Source organism: Candidatus Pelagibacter sp. Uisw_090, assembly GCF_047717845.1.
GTDB lineage: Bacteria > Pseudomonadota > Alphaproteobacteria > Pelagibacterales > Pelagibacteraceae > Pelagibacter.
Genome location: NZ_CP159810.1, coordinates 822,110 through 836,170, shown reverse-complemented (window position 1 = coordinate 836,170; position 14,061 = coordinate 822,110). Strand labels below are relative to the sequence as shown.

General features: G+C 29.8%; 13 protein-coding genes. 12 read left to right on the top strand and 1 reads right to left on the bottom strand.

Features of this window, described 5'->3' with window-relative positions; all coding sequences use genetic code 11:
- Window positions 1-18 precede the first annotated feature (18 nt).
- The 9 genes from pseC to ABXT58_RS04510 are packed head-to-tail and all read left to right on the top strand — an operon-like array spanning window position 19 to window position 9,714.
- The gene (pseC, locus tag ABXT58_RS04550; protein ID WP_415303513.1) at window positions 19-1,185 is read left to right on the top strand and encodes a UDP-4-amino-4,6-dideoxy-N-acetyl-beta-L-altrosamine transaminase; all 1,167 of its coding nucleotides are present in this window, start codon (window positions 19-21) and stop codon (window positions 1,183-1,185) included.
- Window positions 1,182-2,045 (top strand): aldo/keto reductase, encoded by an 864-nt coding sequence (locus tag ABXT58_RS04545; RefSeq protein WP_415303512.1) that lies wholly within the window; start codon window positions 1,182-1,184, stop codon window positions 2,043-2,045. Before pseC ends, ABXT58_RS04545 begins: the two co-directional genes overlap by 4 nt.
- On the top strand, window positions 2,042-2,797 hold the full coding sequence (locus ABXT58_RS04540; protein ID WP_415303511.1) for a cytidylyltransferase domain-containing protein: 756 nt from the start codon (window positions 2,042-2,044) through the stop codon (window positions 2,795-2,797). The genes ABXT58_RS04545 and ABXT58_RS04540 overlap by 4 nt, the downstream gene beginning before the upstream one ends.
- Window positions 2,794-4,122 (top strand): aminotransferase class III-fold pyridoxal phosphate-dependent enzyme, encoded by a 1,329-nt coding sequence (locus ABXT58_RS04535; RefSeq protein WP_415303510.1) that lies wholly within the window; start codon window positions 2,794-2,796, stop codon window positions 4,120-4,122. Before ABXT58_RS04540 ends, ABXT58_RS04535 begins: the two co-directional genes overlap by 4 nt.
- Before the next feature lie 13 nt (window positions 4,123-4,135).
- Window positions 4,136-5,236 carry an ATP-grasp domain-containing protein gene (locus ABXT58_RS04530; protein WP_415303509.1) on the top strand — a complete coding sequence of 367 codons (1,101 nt, stop codon included), beginning with the start codon at window positions 4,136-4,138 and terminating at the stop codon, window positions 5,234-5,236.
- Window positions 5,233-6,132, top strand: coding sequence for a hypothetical protein (locus tag ABXT58_RS04525; protein WP_415303508.1), 900 nt, complete (start codon window positions 5,233-5,235; stop codon window positions 6,130-6,132). The genes ABXT58_RS04530 and ABXT58_RS04525 overlap by 4 nt, the downstream gene beginning before the upstream one ends.
- Before the next feature lie 7 nt (window positions 6,133-6,139).
- Window positions 6,140-7,792: a hypothetical protein gene (locus tag ABXT58_RS04520; protein WP_415303507.1), complete on the top strand. Its 1,653-nt coding sequence runs from the start codon at window positions 6,140-6,142 to the stop codon at window positions 7,790-7,792.
- Between the two features lie 58 nt (window positions 7,793-7,850).
- On the top strand, window positions 7,851-8,711 hold the full coding sequence (locus tag ABXT58_RS04515; RefSeq protein ID WP_415303506.1) for an N-acetylneuraminate synthase family protein: 861 nt from the start codon (window positions 7,851-7,853) through the stop codon (window positions 8,709-8,711).
- Complete coding sequence (locus tag ABXT58_RS04510; RefSeq protein ID WP_415303505.1) at window positions 8,701-9,714, top strand: hypothetical protein; 1,014 nt, start codon at window positions 8,701-8,703, stop codon at window positions 9,712-9,714. The genes ABXT58_RS04515 and ABXT58_RS04510 overlap by 11 nt, the downstream gene beginning before the upstream one ends.
- A 76-nt stretch (window positions 9,715-9,790) precedes the next feature.
- On the opposite strand, the gene ABXT58_RS04505 is transcribed toward ABXT58_RS04510, so the two are convergent.
- On the bottom strand, window positions 9,791-10,441 hold the full coding sequence (locus tag ABXT58_RS04505; RefSeq protein ID WP_415303504.1) for a class I SAM-dependent methyltransferase: 651 nt from the start codon (window positions 10,439-10,441) through the stop codon (window positions 9,791-9,793).
- Window positions 10,442-10,658: 217 nt separating this feature from the next.
- Between ABXT58_RS04505 and ABXT58_RS04500 the strand changes: the two genes are divergently transcribed.
- The 3 genes from ABXT58_RS04500 to tviB all read left to right on the top strand — a co-directional run bounded on the left by ABXT58_RS04500 (window position 10,659) and on the right by tviB (window position 14,040).
- Window positions 10,659-11,600, top strand: a complete 942-nt coding sequence (locus tag ABXT58_RS04500; RefSeq protein WP_415303503.1) for a hypothetical protein — start codon at window positions 10,659-10,661, stop codon at window positions 11,598-11,600.
- A 40-nt stretch (window positions 11,601-11,640) separates the two neighbouring features.
- Entirely contained in the window at window positions 11,641-12,708 is a 1,068-nt protein-coding gene (locus ABXT58_RS04495; RefSeq protein WP_415303502.1) for a glycosyltransferase family 4 protein, read from the top strand.
- 63 nt (window positions 12,709-12,771) lie between these two features.
- Window positions 12,772-14,040 (top strand): Vi polysaccharide biosynthesis UDP-N-acetylglucosamine C-6 dehydrogenase TviB, encoded by a 1,269-nt coding sequence (tviB, locus tag ABXT58_RS04490; protein WP_415303501.1) that lies wholly within the window; start codon window positions 12,772-12,774, stop codon window positions 14,038-14,040.
- The last annotated feature ends 21 nt before the right edge of the window (window positions 14,041-14,061 follow it).

Here is a 14,061-nt window from a genome sequence, read left to right as displayed (position 1 = left end):
TAATACAAAATTTAAACCATGACAGTAAAATTAAATATTCCTTACGGAAGGCAAGATATTACTCAAGATGACATTGATGCAGTTATAGGTGTTTTAAAATCTGATTTTTTAACTCAAGGGCCTTGTGTTCCTAAATTTGAAAAAAAAATTTCTAAATATTGTGGTGCAAAATACGCAGTTGCAACTAATTCTTCTACCTCTTCCTTGCACCTTGCCTGTCTGGCTTTAGGTCTTGTGAAAGGTGATTGGTTGTGGACTAGTTCAATTACTTTTGTGGCATCAGCAAATTGTGCACTTTATTGTGGTGCAAAAGTTGATTTTGTTGATATTGACCCAACTACATACAATCTTTGTCCTAAAGCATTAAAAAATAAACTTATTAAAGCTAAGGAATTAGGAATATTACCAAAAATTGTTGTTCCAGTGCATCTTTCTGGCCAATCCTGTGACATGAAAGCTATTCATGAACTTTCTAAAGAGTATGGTTTTAAAATAATTGAAGACGCGTCTCATGCGATAGGAGGAAAATATTTAGATAAACCAATCGGTAATTGTGAATATAGCGACATAGCAGTATTTAGTTTTCATCCAGTAAAAATTATTACAACAGGTGAGGGTGGAATAGCATTAACTAATAATTTTGAATTATCTGAGAGTATGTCTTTGTTACGTACCCATGGTATTACACGTGATCCTAAAAAAATGACAAATGAATCTGATGGAGAATGGTACTATCAACAAATAAAATTAGGTTTTAATTATCGTATGACTGATATCCAAGCAGCATTAGGGATGAGCCAATTAGAGAGACTTGATAATTACATATCACGTCGACATGAACTTGCTTCTAGATACAATAATTTCCTTAAGGATCTTCCTATAGTAATTCCATATCAGGATAATAGTAGTCACTCTTCTTTTCATTTATATATTATTCGCCTAAAAAATGAAAAAACACACAAACAAGTATTTGAATATTTGAGAGAGAAAGGAGTAATTGTAAATTTACATTATATACCAGTACATACACACCCCTATTACCAGAAAACAAAAGTTGAATTTACTGAACTTAAGCATTCAGAACAATACTACAAAGATGCTATAAGCTTACCTCTATACCCAACTATGACGGAACATCAGCAAGACCTTGTTATCTCTACATTACGTGAAGCTTTACAGTTATGAAGATTGCATTAGGAACGGTTCAATTTGGTAAAACTTATGGTGTTGCAAATACCAATGGTCAAGTTGAAAAAACTGAGGTGAAAAATATTTTAGATTTTGCTAAAGTTTCGGGTGTTGACACAATTGATACTGCTATTACTTATGAGACAGCTGAACAGTGTCTAGGTGAAATCGGTATGGATGATTATAACGTGATAACAAAACTACCTGAAATTCCAGATGATTTTGGGAATTTAAGAATTTGGGTTGTAAAGCATCTACAAAAATCCTTAAATTTTCTTAAAGTTAAAACATTATCAGGACTCCTCCTTCATAGACCAAGTCAATTACTTGATAAAGATAAAAAAGATTTGTGGAACATATTACTTAATTTAAAAAAAGATGGCATAATTAAAAAAATTGGATTCTCTATTTATACACCAGATGAATTAGATAAATTATGGAGTTTATTTAAACCTGACTTGGTGCAAGCCCCATATAATATTTTTGATCGACGTCTAGAAACAAGTGGATGGTTGCAAAAAATGTCTGAAGAAAAAGTAGAAATACATATTCGTTCTATTTTCTTACAAGGACTATTACTTATGGATGAAAAGAGTAGACCAGAAAAATTTAAAAAATGGCCTGATTTATGGGCTAAGTGGAATAATTGGTTTAAGGAAAATGATAGTACGCCAGTTCAAACAGCCGTATCTTTTGCTTTATCTGACAGTAGAATTTCAAAAGTTATTGTTGGTGTTGATAGTTTAAAACAATTTAAAGATATCATTAATGCAGCTAACAATATTTGCCAGTTTCCTGAAAGCTTTCATATTGAAGATACAAGATTGCTCAATCCATCAGAGTGGAGCTCATTATGAGAATAGTTGCTATTATTCAAGCACGTATGGGTTCATCACGTTTAGCAGGAAAGGTAATGATGAAGTTGGCAAATAAACCAGTATTAGCACATGTTGTTGAGCGTCTCACTTATTGTAAAATGATTGGAAAAATAGTAGTGGCCACTACAAATGAGACCATTGATGACCCATTAAAAGATTATTGCACAAACAACAATATTGATTGTTATCGTGGTAATTCTGAAGATGTATTAGACCGTTACTACCATGCTGCTAAAGCTTATGATGCGGACTCAATTGTACGTATCACTTGTGACTGTCCTGTAATTGACCCTGTAGTTGTAGATGCAGTAATTACTGGTTATATGTCAGGAGATTATGATTGCTATGCACTTGGTGGTCAATTTCCAGATGGTCTAGACTGTGTGGTATATTCATTTTCTGCACTAGAGAAAGCCTGGAAAGAAGCTCGATTACAATCAGAGAGAGAGCATGTTGGTCCATACATTGAAAATAATCCACACTTGTTTAAAAATGGCTCATTAAAGTTATTTAAAAATTTAGATCAGCATAGGTGGACACTTGATGTGTCAAACGATTATGAATTATTAAATAAAATTTTTGATGCATTATATCGACCTGAATCACCATTTTTAACACATGAAATTTTACAATTTATGCGAAGTAATCCGAATTTATCAACAATTAACAATAAAATTGTACGCAATGAAGGATATCTTAAATCACTACAAAAAGATAAAATAATTAAATGATTGATATAGATACTCTTAAAAATAGCAAAGGTACAAAATTATATCGTAAAGCTAAGACCCTAATCCCGGGAGGTTCTCAATTATTATCTAAGAGACCTGAAATGTTTGCACCAGATATTTGGCCTGCTTATTATTCAAAAGCAAAAGGATGTCATGTTTGGGATTTAGATGGTAAGGAATATATTGATATGTCAATTATGGCAGTAGGTGCTTGTATTTTAGGATATGCAGATGAAGATGTTGATGCTGCCGTCATTGAATCAATACATCGCGGTGTAAATAGTTCATTAAATTGCCCTGAAGAAGTTGACTTAGCTGAAGCGTTAATGGAATTGCACCCATGGTTTGATATGGTTCGTTACGCTAGAAGTGGTGGTGAAGCACTTTCCATAGCAGTGCGTATTGCTAGAGCTAAAACTAAAAGAGATATCGTATTATTTAGTGGGTATCATGGTTGGACAGATTGGTATTTGGCAGCTAATCTTGCAGACAAATCTGGCCTTGATGGACAGTTAATGCCAGGGCTTGAACCAAATGGTGTACCACGTGGATTGACTGGCACTGCAATTCCATTTGATTTTAATAATATAGAATCTTTAAGAAAAAAAATTATTGGTAAAGAGTCAGAAATTGCAGCAATCATTATTGAACCTGCTCGTGGTGAAGAAGCACCAAGTCAGTATTTAAAAACACTACGTGAAATTTCCTCTGAAATTGGAGCAGTGTTAATATATGATGAGATTACAAGTGCGTTTAGAATGTGTGCTGGAGGTATTCATTGCAGATACGGTATTTATCCAGACATGGCAGTCTTTGCAAAATCTATGGCCAATGGATACGCTATGTCAGCAATACTTGGAACAGAGGATGTAATGCAGGCAGCTCAGTCAACCTTTATATCAAGTACTAACTGGACTGACCGAGTTGGCCCAACAGCAGCTCTGGCAACACTAAAAAAATATCAAAAAACAAAAACAGATAAACATATTATTTCTATTGGAAATAAAACTAAAAAAATTTGGCAAGATGCCTCATTAAAAGCTGGTTTACAAATAAATGTTACTGGCCTACCGACATTAGCTGCTTTTGAATTTAAAAGTAAAAAACCAATGGATCTTAACACACGATTTGTTATTGAAATGCTTCAACGTGGATTTTTAGGGTTTAGACAATTTAAACCATCCTTAGCACATAGTGATATAGAATTAGATAAATATAAAAATGCAATAGAAGAGGTCTTTTTACTTTTATCAAAACTACCTGACGATAAGATTATTTCATCTCCAGTAGCTCATGCGGGACTCTATAGATTGACAAAGGAATAGTTTAAACAACCTTATGTTTATCAAAAATATTAAAAACGAAATTAAAGATGCAGTAATATGTTTAGCTGCTGGTAAAGCGCAAGAGCAGTTAATTATTAAAGCAAAGTCTCTTGGACATGTAGTTATTGCAATAGATAGAAATCCAAAATCACTTGGCTTTAAATATGCTGATATGGCAATCTGTCAAAGTACTTATGATGCTGAAGTTGTTATTAATGAATTGGAAAAATTAGAAGACAGATATAGATGGATAGGTATTTTAAATAGAAGCTCAGGCCCACCAGTTATTACTGCTGCTAAGATCTCTAAATATTTTAACCTTCCTGGAGTACCTATAGAGTCTGCACGAAATTTAGTTAATAAAGATAAATTACGTGAATCTTGTTTGAATTATAATATTCCTTCCCCTACATATAAAATATACAGTACAGATGATTGTGAAAATGTTTTTTGCAATAATTTTCCAATCGTAGTTAAACCAGCATTAAGTTTAATTGGAAAAAGTGGAATTAGTGTTGTTAGATCAGAAGAAAAACTAAAAAAATCAGTTGACTATGCAAAAAAAAATACAATTAATGGAAAAATAATCTTAGAAGAATTCCTTGAAGGACCAGATATAGTTCTTGTAAGTTTTGTTACAGGTGGTGATTTATGTTCAATTTGCATATTGGATGAATTAAATAATGAAAAAAAAGATGGCTCTATAGTTGGTAGAGGCTTTAAGACTCATTCTAGTGATAAAAATGATTGGATATTTCAAGCAAATAAAATAGCAAAAGAAATCATCTCGAATTTTAAAATTGAATGTTCACCACTCATGATTTCTTTTCGTGCAAACTCTCATAATGTCTTAAAATTAATGGAAGTTCATTTGGATTTAGGAGGGGATCTTTTGATAGAAGGAGTTTTTGAAAAAGCACTCCCTTTTAATTTCTTAGAACTAGCAGTTAAAATGGCATTAGGTAAAACAAACTGTCCAGAAAATTTTAAAATTAAACCTACAGCAATTTTTTATGATGAAGGAGATGACCTGGTAACAAATCGTAATTATACAATTTTTACAGGTAATTCAAATGAATCTCTTGAAGAAAAGATTTTAAAGATAAATAAATGAGAAAAAAATTACTTTTTTTAGGATGTAATTATGATCAAGTATCATATTTAGAAGTTCTTAAAAATCAAAATTGGGAAATTATTGGTGCAGATTTAAATAAAAATGCACCAGGAAAACATCTTTGTGATAAATTTCATAATATTGGCTATGATGATTTTATGGGTCTTATTAACTTAGGTTTAAAAGAAAAGTTTTCTAAAAATGACATGGTATTTACTGCTGCCTCCCAGTTTGCACAAAAAGGAGCAGCAAACTTTGCAGCCTATTTTGAGATTGCATTTCCATCTGAAAAAACTATTGACCTTTGTTTAGATAAAACGGCATATTATAAATATTTTTTAAATAACAACATTCCTATTCCAAAGACATGGAACATAGAGAATAAAAATGAATTAAAAGATAAAATTAAAACATCTGACTCAGAATGGTTTTATTTGAAATCAGATTTTAGCAAGAACCCAAATTATGTTTATCGTTTTAACAAGTTTGACATACCTTGGAATAATTTTTTTTGGGGGAAGGACAGGTATCTAAGAAAATATTATGTCTTACAGGAGGAGGCTAAAGGTATTTCTTTACGGATAAATTTATTTGGAGATCGTTTCAATGTGTTTGATTTCTTAACTGGAGAAAAAACCAAAATTCATCATGAAAGTATTATTTCTTTGAATATCATTGAAACATTAAAACAATTCATTAATAACCAAGGAATGCAAAATTGGTTGATTAAATTTGACATTATTCTAGGCAAAAATACTTATGTCGTTCTAGATATAGGTATGGACCCACCAATAAGAATGTTGAGAGAATCAGAAAAAAATGATGTTAGTTTTCCAGAGCATTATATTAATCAATATTTAAATAATAAAGTTACATATCCAGAAATTTTAGATTAATAAAGTTATGTGTTTAGAGTTAGTAAAATTTAAAAGGCCGTATTCAATCGCAATATCAGACAATGGTTTTATTGCATGTTTAATTAAACCTACAACAGTCAAATTAGTATTAATCTCTCTTAATAAGAATGAAAATAAAACAGTGGATATTAATGAGATTGGTTTAGAAAGCGCACATTCAATTTTGATTAATCATAATAATCAGCTAGTAATTTTAGATCATGCTTGCAGTAGATTATTTTGGTTTGATCAAAATTTAAGATTTATTTCATCATTAAGTTTGCCTGGTAAAAAATATGGAACTATAGATTTTTGTAAGACAACGAACAGAATTTATATTTCAATTTTAGATCAATCGAGAGTTATTGTGATTAACCCAAATCAATTTAAAGAATATTATTTATTATTTGACTACTCAAATACTACCGATATTTCTTCTGTTAACGGTCTTGCTTATCTGGAGGTAAATAAGTTTTTGATTATCGATAGGGATCTTTCATCAGTGTTGACCATCTCTTTAGATAAGAAAGAAAAATCTATTAATAAATTTTTGGAATATGGAAGAGATGGATTTGGAAAAATAAGACATCCAACAGATGTTAATCTTGTAGGGGAATTGATTGCTGTTCATGATAACGACAATTATTTGATACAATTTTTTAATCATAAAATGGAATTTGAGTTCCAAATTGGAGGGAAAGGTGAAAACGCTGGTTGTTTTGATTTACCTATATCAGGCTTTACATTAAATGAAGATCTTTATGTATGTGATCAAAATAATGATCGGATTGTAAAAATTAATATTTCAAAAGGACGAAAGTGTGAAGTTGTAATAAAAGATAAATTTCTTGAAGGGAGTTTGTCAAGGCCATCTGGGTGTTCATTTTATAGAAATCTATTATTTGTTGCTGATAGAAGCAATCATGTTATTCAAGTTTTTGATGAAAACCTCAAATTTTTATATGTTTTAAACACTGAAGATAAAGTTTTAAATCGACCTTCTTCTATTTCAATTATTAAAATAAAGGATCAAGATATTCTTGCTATTGTAGAGAGAAGAGAAGGTTCGAATTGTTTATTAAATTTCTATTCAATGTCTGCTGACTTGAAGTCAGCAAAGTATATGAACACAATTAGTAGCAGTTTAAGCTTTAACGATCCTCAAGATATGGATTGCAGTATTTCATCTGAATTTTATATTGCAGACACTTTAAATAGAAGAATTATAAAAATAGATTTGAATGGAAGACTTATTGCTCAAGTTGGCATGGTCAAAATATCACAAAATAAAAGAATTCTTGTGAAATGTGTTAGTGAGAGAGAAGATGGCGATGTATTTACAGCTGATTTTGATGAGTGCATTGTATATCATTTTGACTCAACCTTTAAATTAAAAAATAAGATTGATTTTTCCCAATATAAAGAAGCAATAAAAGTAATAAGATCTATACTCCCTCTAAAGGACTTTATGATACTTTGTGTAAGGGGTAAAAACCAAGTATTGAAAGTTACATATAGTGGAAAAATTATATCACCACTGTTATTAAAAGATATAAATTGGAATCATCCTGTGAAAATTTGTAAAAAAAGCAATGAGATGCTTTATATAGTGGATAAAGAAAATGATAGAATAGTAAAGATTGATAATTATAAAGATTAAGTTAGAATTAAAAAAATTTTTGAGTCATCCAAATAATATAAATAAGGTTAAGTAAGGTATGAGTTTTTTTATAGCAGAAGTATCTAGTAATCATTCGAGAAATATTGAAAGATCTTTAAATTTTATTGATACCGCTTCAAAAGTTGGTTGTGATGCAGTCAAGTTTCAATTATTCAAGATTAATGAGTTATTTGCACCAGAAATTCTTAAAAAATCAAAAGAAATTAGTGGCAGAAAACAATGGGAGTTACCTTTAGAATTTCTGCCTTTATTATCTGATCGCTGTAAAGAAAAAGGAATTCAGTTTAGTTGCACACCATTCTATCTTGATGCAGTTAAAGAATTAGAACCCTATGTTGATTTTTATAAAATAGCCTCTTATGAATTGCTATGGGATGATTTACTTATAGCTTGTGCGCTTACTAGAAAACCTGTGATTCTCTCGACTGGTATGGCAAATTTAAATGAAATAAAAAATGCCGTTAAAGTTTTACGTGATCATAATTGTGAACCAACAGTACTTCATTGTACATCAGCATACCCAACACCATATAAAGAGGCTAACTTATCTGCTATAAAAACTATACGTAATTCAGTTGGGTGTAAAGTTGGCTGGTCAGATCACACAGTTGATGCTGGAGTTGTGCAGCGTGCAATACATAAATGGGGAGCTGAGGTTGTTGAATTTCATTTTGATTTAGATGGTAAAGGTGAAGAATTCGGAGCTGGTCATTGCTGGTTACCAGAACAAATTAGTTCGTTAATTAAGCAAGTCCGTCATGCTAAAGATGCTGATGGTAATGGTATAAAAGAGCCAGTCCCTTCTGAATTACATGATCGATTATGGCGTACAGATCCATTGGATGGCTTAAGACCCTTTAAATCTGTTCGCAAATCTTTTAAAGTTAGTGAAAAATAATTTTAATAATTTTAGAGTTTTACTAGTTTGCTATGTTAGTGCCGATGTTGGGATGGGACATTTATCTAGATTAATAGCCTTGGCAGAAACACTAAGAAAAAAATACAATATTACTGCAGAGTTTTTGATATTTGGTGATTTGATTAAAAAAAAAAAGTTAGCTCGTTTTAATGTTCATAATTTTTTATTTACAGATATCTTTACACAAGCTGTGGAGAGTGTTTTACAAACTAACGATTTTAAAGCATTAATATTGGATCTTTATTCAGAGCATAAAATTAACAATCTTGATAATTTTTTTACAAAATTAAAAAAAAAAGACATATGTTTAATCGCTATTGATTCACTAATTGATTATTGCAATATTTTAGATATTCTTTGGATACCATCATTTAATTTTGATTGTAGTAAACATGCTAACTGTGCTGCCACATTAAAATCAGGATGGGATAGTTTTTTAATTCAAAAACAATTTGATCATAAAGATTGGATGTCTGGGTTTAAAGTATTAATTTTAACAGGTGGAAGTGATATTTCAAATTTAAGCAGAACTCTCCCTATGGAATTAGATAAATTATTAGATAGAAGAACTGAGATACATTGGGTTAAAGGTCCATTTTCTAGTGAGCCCAATTTACTAAAAAAGCCTCGGTTAAATTGGGTTATTCATAATGCTCCAGATAAACTTGATGAACTAATAGTTCAAAGTAACTATGTAATGACAGTGTTTGGAGTGTCATTTTTTGAGGTTTTGCAATACGGTATTCCTACAGTCGTTTTCTCACCTTATAGTAATAAAGACGATAGAGAGTTAGAAGCTTTAGCAAAAGAAGAAGTAGCCATGGTTGCAAAAAATTCAGAATCAGCTGTCATGGGCCTTATTGAACTTATGAATAATAACACTTTAGCAAAAAATTATTCTATAAATGCCTTAAATAAAATGTCAATTAATGGCACAGAAAGTCTTTCAAAAAAAATTTACTCACTAATAAAAAAAGATTAAAAAAACGAAAAAAATTTTTAGTATAAGAAGTAGTTTATTTTAATAAAAAAGGACTATTTTCCTTAAAATACTTTAATTATAAATTTTCAGGATATTTTTTGTGAAAATCAATTTTTCTAAATAATGTCATAGAAGTAGTATCTGATTTAAATTTTTTCTTATTAGGGTGTGTTGGTATGGATTTAGACTTATACATTACTTCAAATAAACCACTTTCAGTTAAAAAATTATCATAACTCATTTTGTATGATATCAAATTTTTCGTATTTAAATCTTTATTAGAATGTTTAAATAATGGGTCAAAATCAATTATTAATAAAAAACCATTTTGACTCAATTTTTTACAAATTAAATCAAATTGACGAAAGATATCATTTCTATCTAAATGATATAAATAGAAACCACAAATTATTAAATCAAAATCAAGTTTGATTTTATCAATTTCTAAACTGGAAATATTTAATAAATTTAAATTTTTATAATTCTTTTTACCGTGTTGAATTGCTTTTTTTGATATATCAATACCATAATTTTTTTTAGATCTGAGTAATTTAGAATATAGATTTAGTTTAAATCCATTAGCACACCCTATTTCTAAAATTTTATCTGCTTTTAAATTATTAATTTTTATAAGGTTTTTTATTTTTTCACTAGATACATTGTCATTAAGAGAATTAAAATTTCTTGAGAACCACCGATCTGCGTCTCCACCTTTTAATAACTTCATATTTTTTAATGATTTCATGTTTTTATAAAAAATGTGTAAGAAACACATCTGGCTTAAGTTTTTTCATACTATTATTTTTGTTATCAATTTAGATTTATAATTACTTCAAATTTCAAATAAAGTCTCTGAAAATTACATATAATATGTTACTAATTAAAATTGAACGTGAAACAGTACACCTCTTACCAAAACTAGCTTAAATGAATATAATTTTGAAATGAAACTTTTAAAAAAAATTTTAGTACAAGAAGCAGATTTTTATGGTGCTTCAAAATTGATATTTGGTAAAAAATCACTACCTATTTGTTATAATGCAACTTGGATGCATGGAATAGCACCAGTCGTTAGAGGCAGTGGTAAAGTAAAAAGTGATATATTATTACATAGCCAGGAAAGACATTTACCAATTCATCTTGTTAATAATGAAGACACTGTAAAGTATTTGGAGAAAGAGGATATAAAATCTATAGCGGTAGGAATGCCCTATATTTATACAAAAGCACATACTGAAAATAAAAGAAATAAAATTCTTTTTAAAAAAGTATTTATGCCTCCTCATTCAATTGTAACTAAACAAGAAACGGACTATCATAAATGGAAGACAATTGTAAAAAAATATGATTGTGATGCAATTTGTATAGGAGGTAATGATTACAGTAATGTGATTAATAAAAAAATTAATTTTGATAATGTAAAGATATTAAAAGGAGCGCACTCAAAAGATCTTAATTCATTAACAAGAATATCTGAGATATTTTACAGCACAAGTGAAATGATTACAAATGTCAGTGGTTCACACCTTGTTTATGCTGCAGCTTCAGGTGTGAAAGTAAAAGTTATTGATGAAATACATGAATTGTATGAAGATAGATTTAATAATAATTATGGGTTAAAAATTTTAAAAATGATTCCAAAAAAGTATAAAAAAAGTTTTGAAAAGCATTATGCAAGATATATTAATGCAGATGATATTGTATCTGCTTGGAATTTCAAGGACAGTAAAGAATTAGAGCTTCATGCTAACTATTTACTTGGCACACAGTGTAGAAAAGAAATTAAAATTATTGAAGAATATTTAACTGTAAATAATAAAATAAAAGAAATAATTTTTGCTTCTTATCTTTTATTTAATAAAGTTAATCAAAAATTAACAAGATAATTAACATTATAAGAAGCTTGACAACTCTAATGTCGTTAAAATGAAAGTATTATTATTAACTCACTCAGGTAGACAAGACTCAAGTAGTCGTATTAGATTCCTACAATACTTACCATTTTTTAAACAACAAGGTATTCAAGTCGATGTTTCACAATTACTTTCTGACGAATACGTATCAGCTATAGTTTTGGGTAAATCGAAACAATCTCTTTGGAGCTTAATACTTTTGGGTTATTGGAATAGAGTAAAAATTTTATTTAAGGTAAAAAATTATGATTTAATAATAATACATAAAGAAATATTTCCTTATATTCCTGCTTTTGTGGAACGCCTACTTTGCTTTATAGGAATTATCTATATAGTAGATTATGATGATGCGACTTTTCATAATTACGATAAACATAATAATTGGTTGGTGCGTTTATTGTTAGGTAAAAAAATTGATGCTATAATGCGTTTTTCTAATACAGTTATTATTGGAAATAGATATCTGTCTTCAAGAGCTCAGTTATCTGGAGCAAATCAGATTGAGATCATTCCAAGTGTTGTAGACTTAAATAAATATAAAGTTGTTAAATCAAATTGTAATAAACAATTAGTAGTTGGATGGATTGGCTCACCATCAACAGGTAAGTATCTTTTAGAAATTGAATCAATTTATAAGTTGCTGGCAAGTGAGTTTGATGTTCGCTTTGTGGCTGTTGGTTGCAACAAAGAAACTGTGAAAGAACTTCCAATTGAGGTATTACCATGGTCAGAGGAAACTGAGGTTCAGTTAATTCAATCTTTTGATGTAGGTATTATGCCACTTACAAATTCTTTATGGGAAAAGGGTAAATGTGGTTATAAATTAATCCAATATATGGCCTGCGAGTTACCAGTAGTTGCATCACCGATAGGTGTAAATAAACAGATTATAGAAAATGGTAAAAATGGATTTCTTGCTCAAGAACCAGACGAATGGGTTGGGGCACTTCGTCAACTCTTAAATGATGAAAGTTTACGTCGATTTATGGGAGAGAATGGGCGTAAGCTTGTTGAAGAAGAATATTCACTGCAGGTTCAATCAAAGAAATTCGAAAAAATTATATATGAGGTAGTAAATTAAAGTTAGATAAATAATTATATTTATTATTGGTTAATGAATATAATAATTCAAAATAGGTTAAAAATGAATAATAAAAAAATAGCTGTAATTGGATTAGGGTATGTAGGTTTACCTCTTGCAATTGAATTTGGAAAAAAACGTACAGTACTTGGCTATGATATAAATCAAAAAAGAATTGAAGAACTTAAACAGGGGATAGACGTTACTCTTGAAATGAGCAAACAAGACTTTAAAAAGTCAGCTCATCTAAGCTATACCGCCAACACAGATGAACTGAAAGACTGTAGTATTTTTATTGTTACTGTTCCAACACCAATTGATAAGCATAAAAAACCAGATTTAAATTTATTAAAAAAAGCTAGTGATTCAATTGGTAAAATTATTAAAAAAGATGATATTGTTATTTATGAATCAACAGTTTACCCTGGTGCAACAGAAGAAATATGCGTACCAATCTTAGAGAAACAATCGGGATTAATATTCAATAAAGATTTCTACTGTGGTTACTCACCAGAGCGTATTAATCCAGGGGATAAAAGTCATAGAATAGCTGATATTAAAAAGATAACCTCAGGTTCAACTCCAGAAATTGCTACAGAAATTGATGAACTATACCAAGAGATTGTTATTGCAGGCACACATATGACAAGCAGTATTAAAATAGCTGAAGCTGCGAAGGTTATTGAAAATACTCAAAGAGATTTAAATATTGCACTTATTAATGAATTTGCTCTCATCTTTAACAAATTGGATATTGATACAGAATCGGTATTAAAAGCTGCTGGAACTAAGTGGAATTTTTTACAATACCGTCCGGGGTTAGTAGGTGGACACTGCATTGGTGTCGATCCATATTATCTAACTTATAAAGCCAATGAAGTAGGTTATCATCCAGAGATGATTTTAGCAGGACGTAAGATAAATGACAATATGGGGATATATGTAGCACAACAAGTATCCAAACTTATGATTAAAAAAAAAATCGATATAGTGGATGCTAATGTTCTTATTATGGGTTTAACATTTAAAGAAAACTGTCCTGATCATCGTAACACTCGTGTAGCTGATTTAGTTGAAAAAATTAAAAGTTTTAATTGTAATGTTGATGTCTATGACCCCTGGGTTAATAAAGATCAAGTTAATCATGATTACAATATTCAAATGGTTAACAAACCAATAAAGGGAAAATATGATGCAATTATAATAGCTGTTGCACACGATGAATTTAAATCATTAACCCAAGATGAAATTAAATCTTATGGTAAAGATGATCATATTTTATACGATATTAAATACGTGCTTAATGCTAATGATTCTGATGGAAGACTATAAATGAATAAATATGAAAAACCT

What these genes read in the sequence shown, in the direction of transcription:
- ABXT58_RS04520 (WP_415303507.1), top strand. Translation starts at nt 6,140, where the DNA reads ATGTGTTTAGAGTTAGTAAAATTTAAAAGGCCGTATTCAATCGCAATA.
- ABXT58_RS04540 (WP_415303511.1), top strand. Translation starts at nt 2,042, where the DNA reads ATGAGAATAGTTGCTATTATTCAAGCACGTATGGGTTCATCACGTTTA.
- ABXT58_RS04535 (WP_415303510.1), top strand. Translation starts at nt 2,794, where the DNA reads ATGATTGATATAGATACTCTTAAAAATAGCAAAGGTACAAAATTATAT.
- ABXT58_RS04525 (WP_415303508.1), top strand. Translation starts at nt 5,233, where the DNA reads ATGAGAAAAAAATTACTTTTTTTAGGATGTAATTATGATCAAGTATCA.
- ABXT58_RS04500 (WP_415303503.1), top strand. Translation starts at nt 10,659, where the DNA reads ATGAAACTTTTAAAAAAAATTTTAGTACAAGAAGCAGATTTTTATGGT.
- ABXT58_RS04495 (WP_415303502.1), top strand. Translation starts at nt 11,641, where the DNA reads ATGAAAGTATTATTATTAACTCACTCAGGTAGACAAGACTCAAGTAGT.
- ABXT58_RS04530 (WP_415303509.1), top strand. Translation starts at nt 4,136, where the DNA reads ATGTTTATCAAAAATATTAAAAACGAAATTAAAGATGCAGTAATATGT.
- tviB (WP_415303501.1), top strand. Translation starts at nt 12,772, where the DNA reads ATGAATAATAAAAAAATAGCTGTAATTGGATTAGGGTATGTAGGTTTA.
- ABXT58_RS04505 (WP_415303504.1), bottom strand. Translation starts at nt 10,441, where the DNA reads ATGAAGTTATTAAAAGGTGGAGACGCAGATCGGTGGTTCTCAAGAAAT.
- pseC (WP_415303513.1), top strand. Translation starts at nt 19, where the DNA reads ATGACAGTAAAATTAAATATTCCTTACGGAAGGCAAGATATTACTCAA.
- ABXT58_RS04515 (WP_415303506.1), top strand. Translation starts at nt 7,851, where the DNA reads ATGAGTTTTTTTATAGCAGAAGTATCTAGTAATCATTCGAGAAATATT.
- ABXT58_RS04545 (WP_415303512.1), top strand. Translation starts at nt 1,182, where the DNA reads ATGAAGATTGCATTAGGAACGGTTCAATTTGGTAAAACTTATGGTGTT.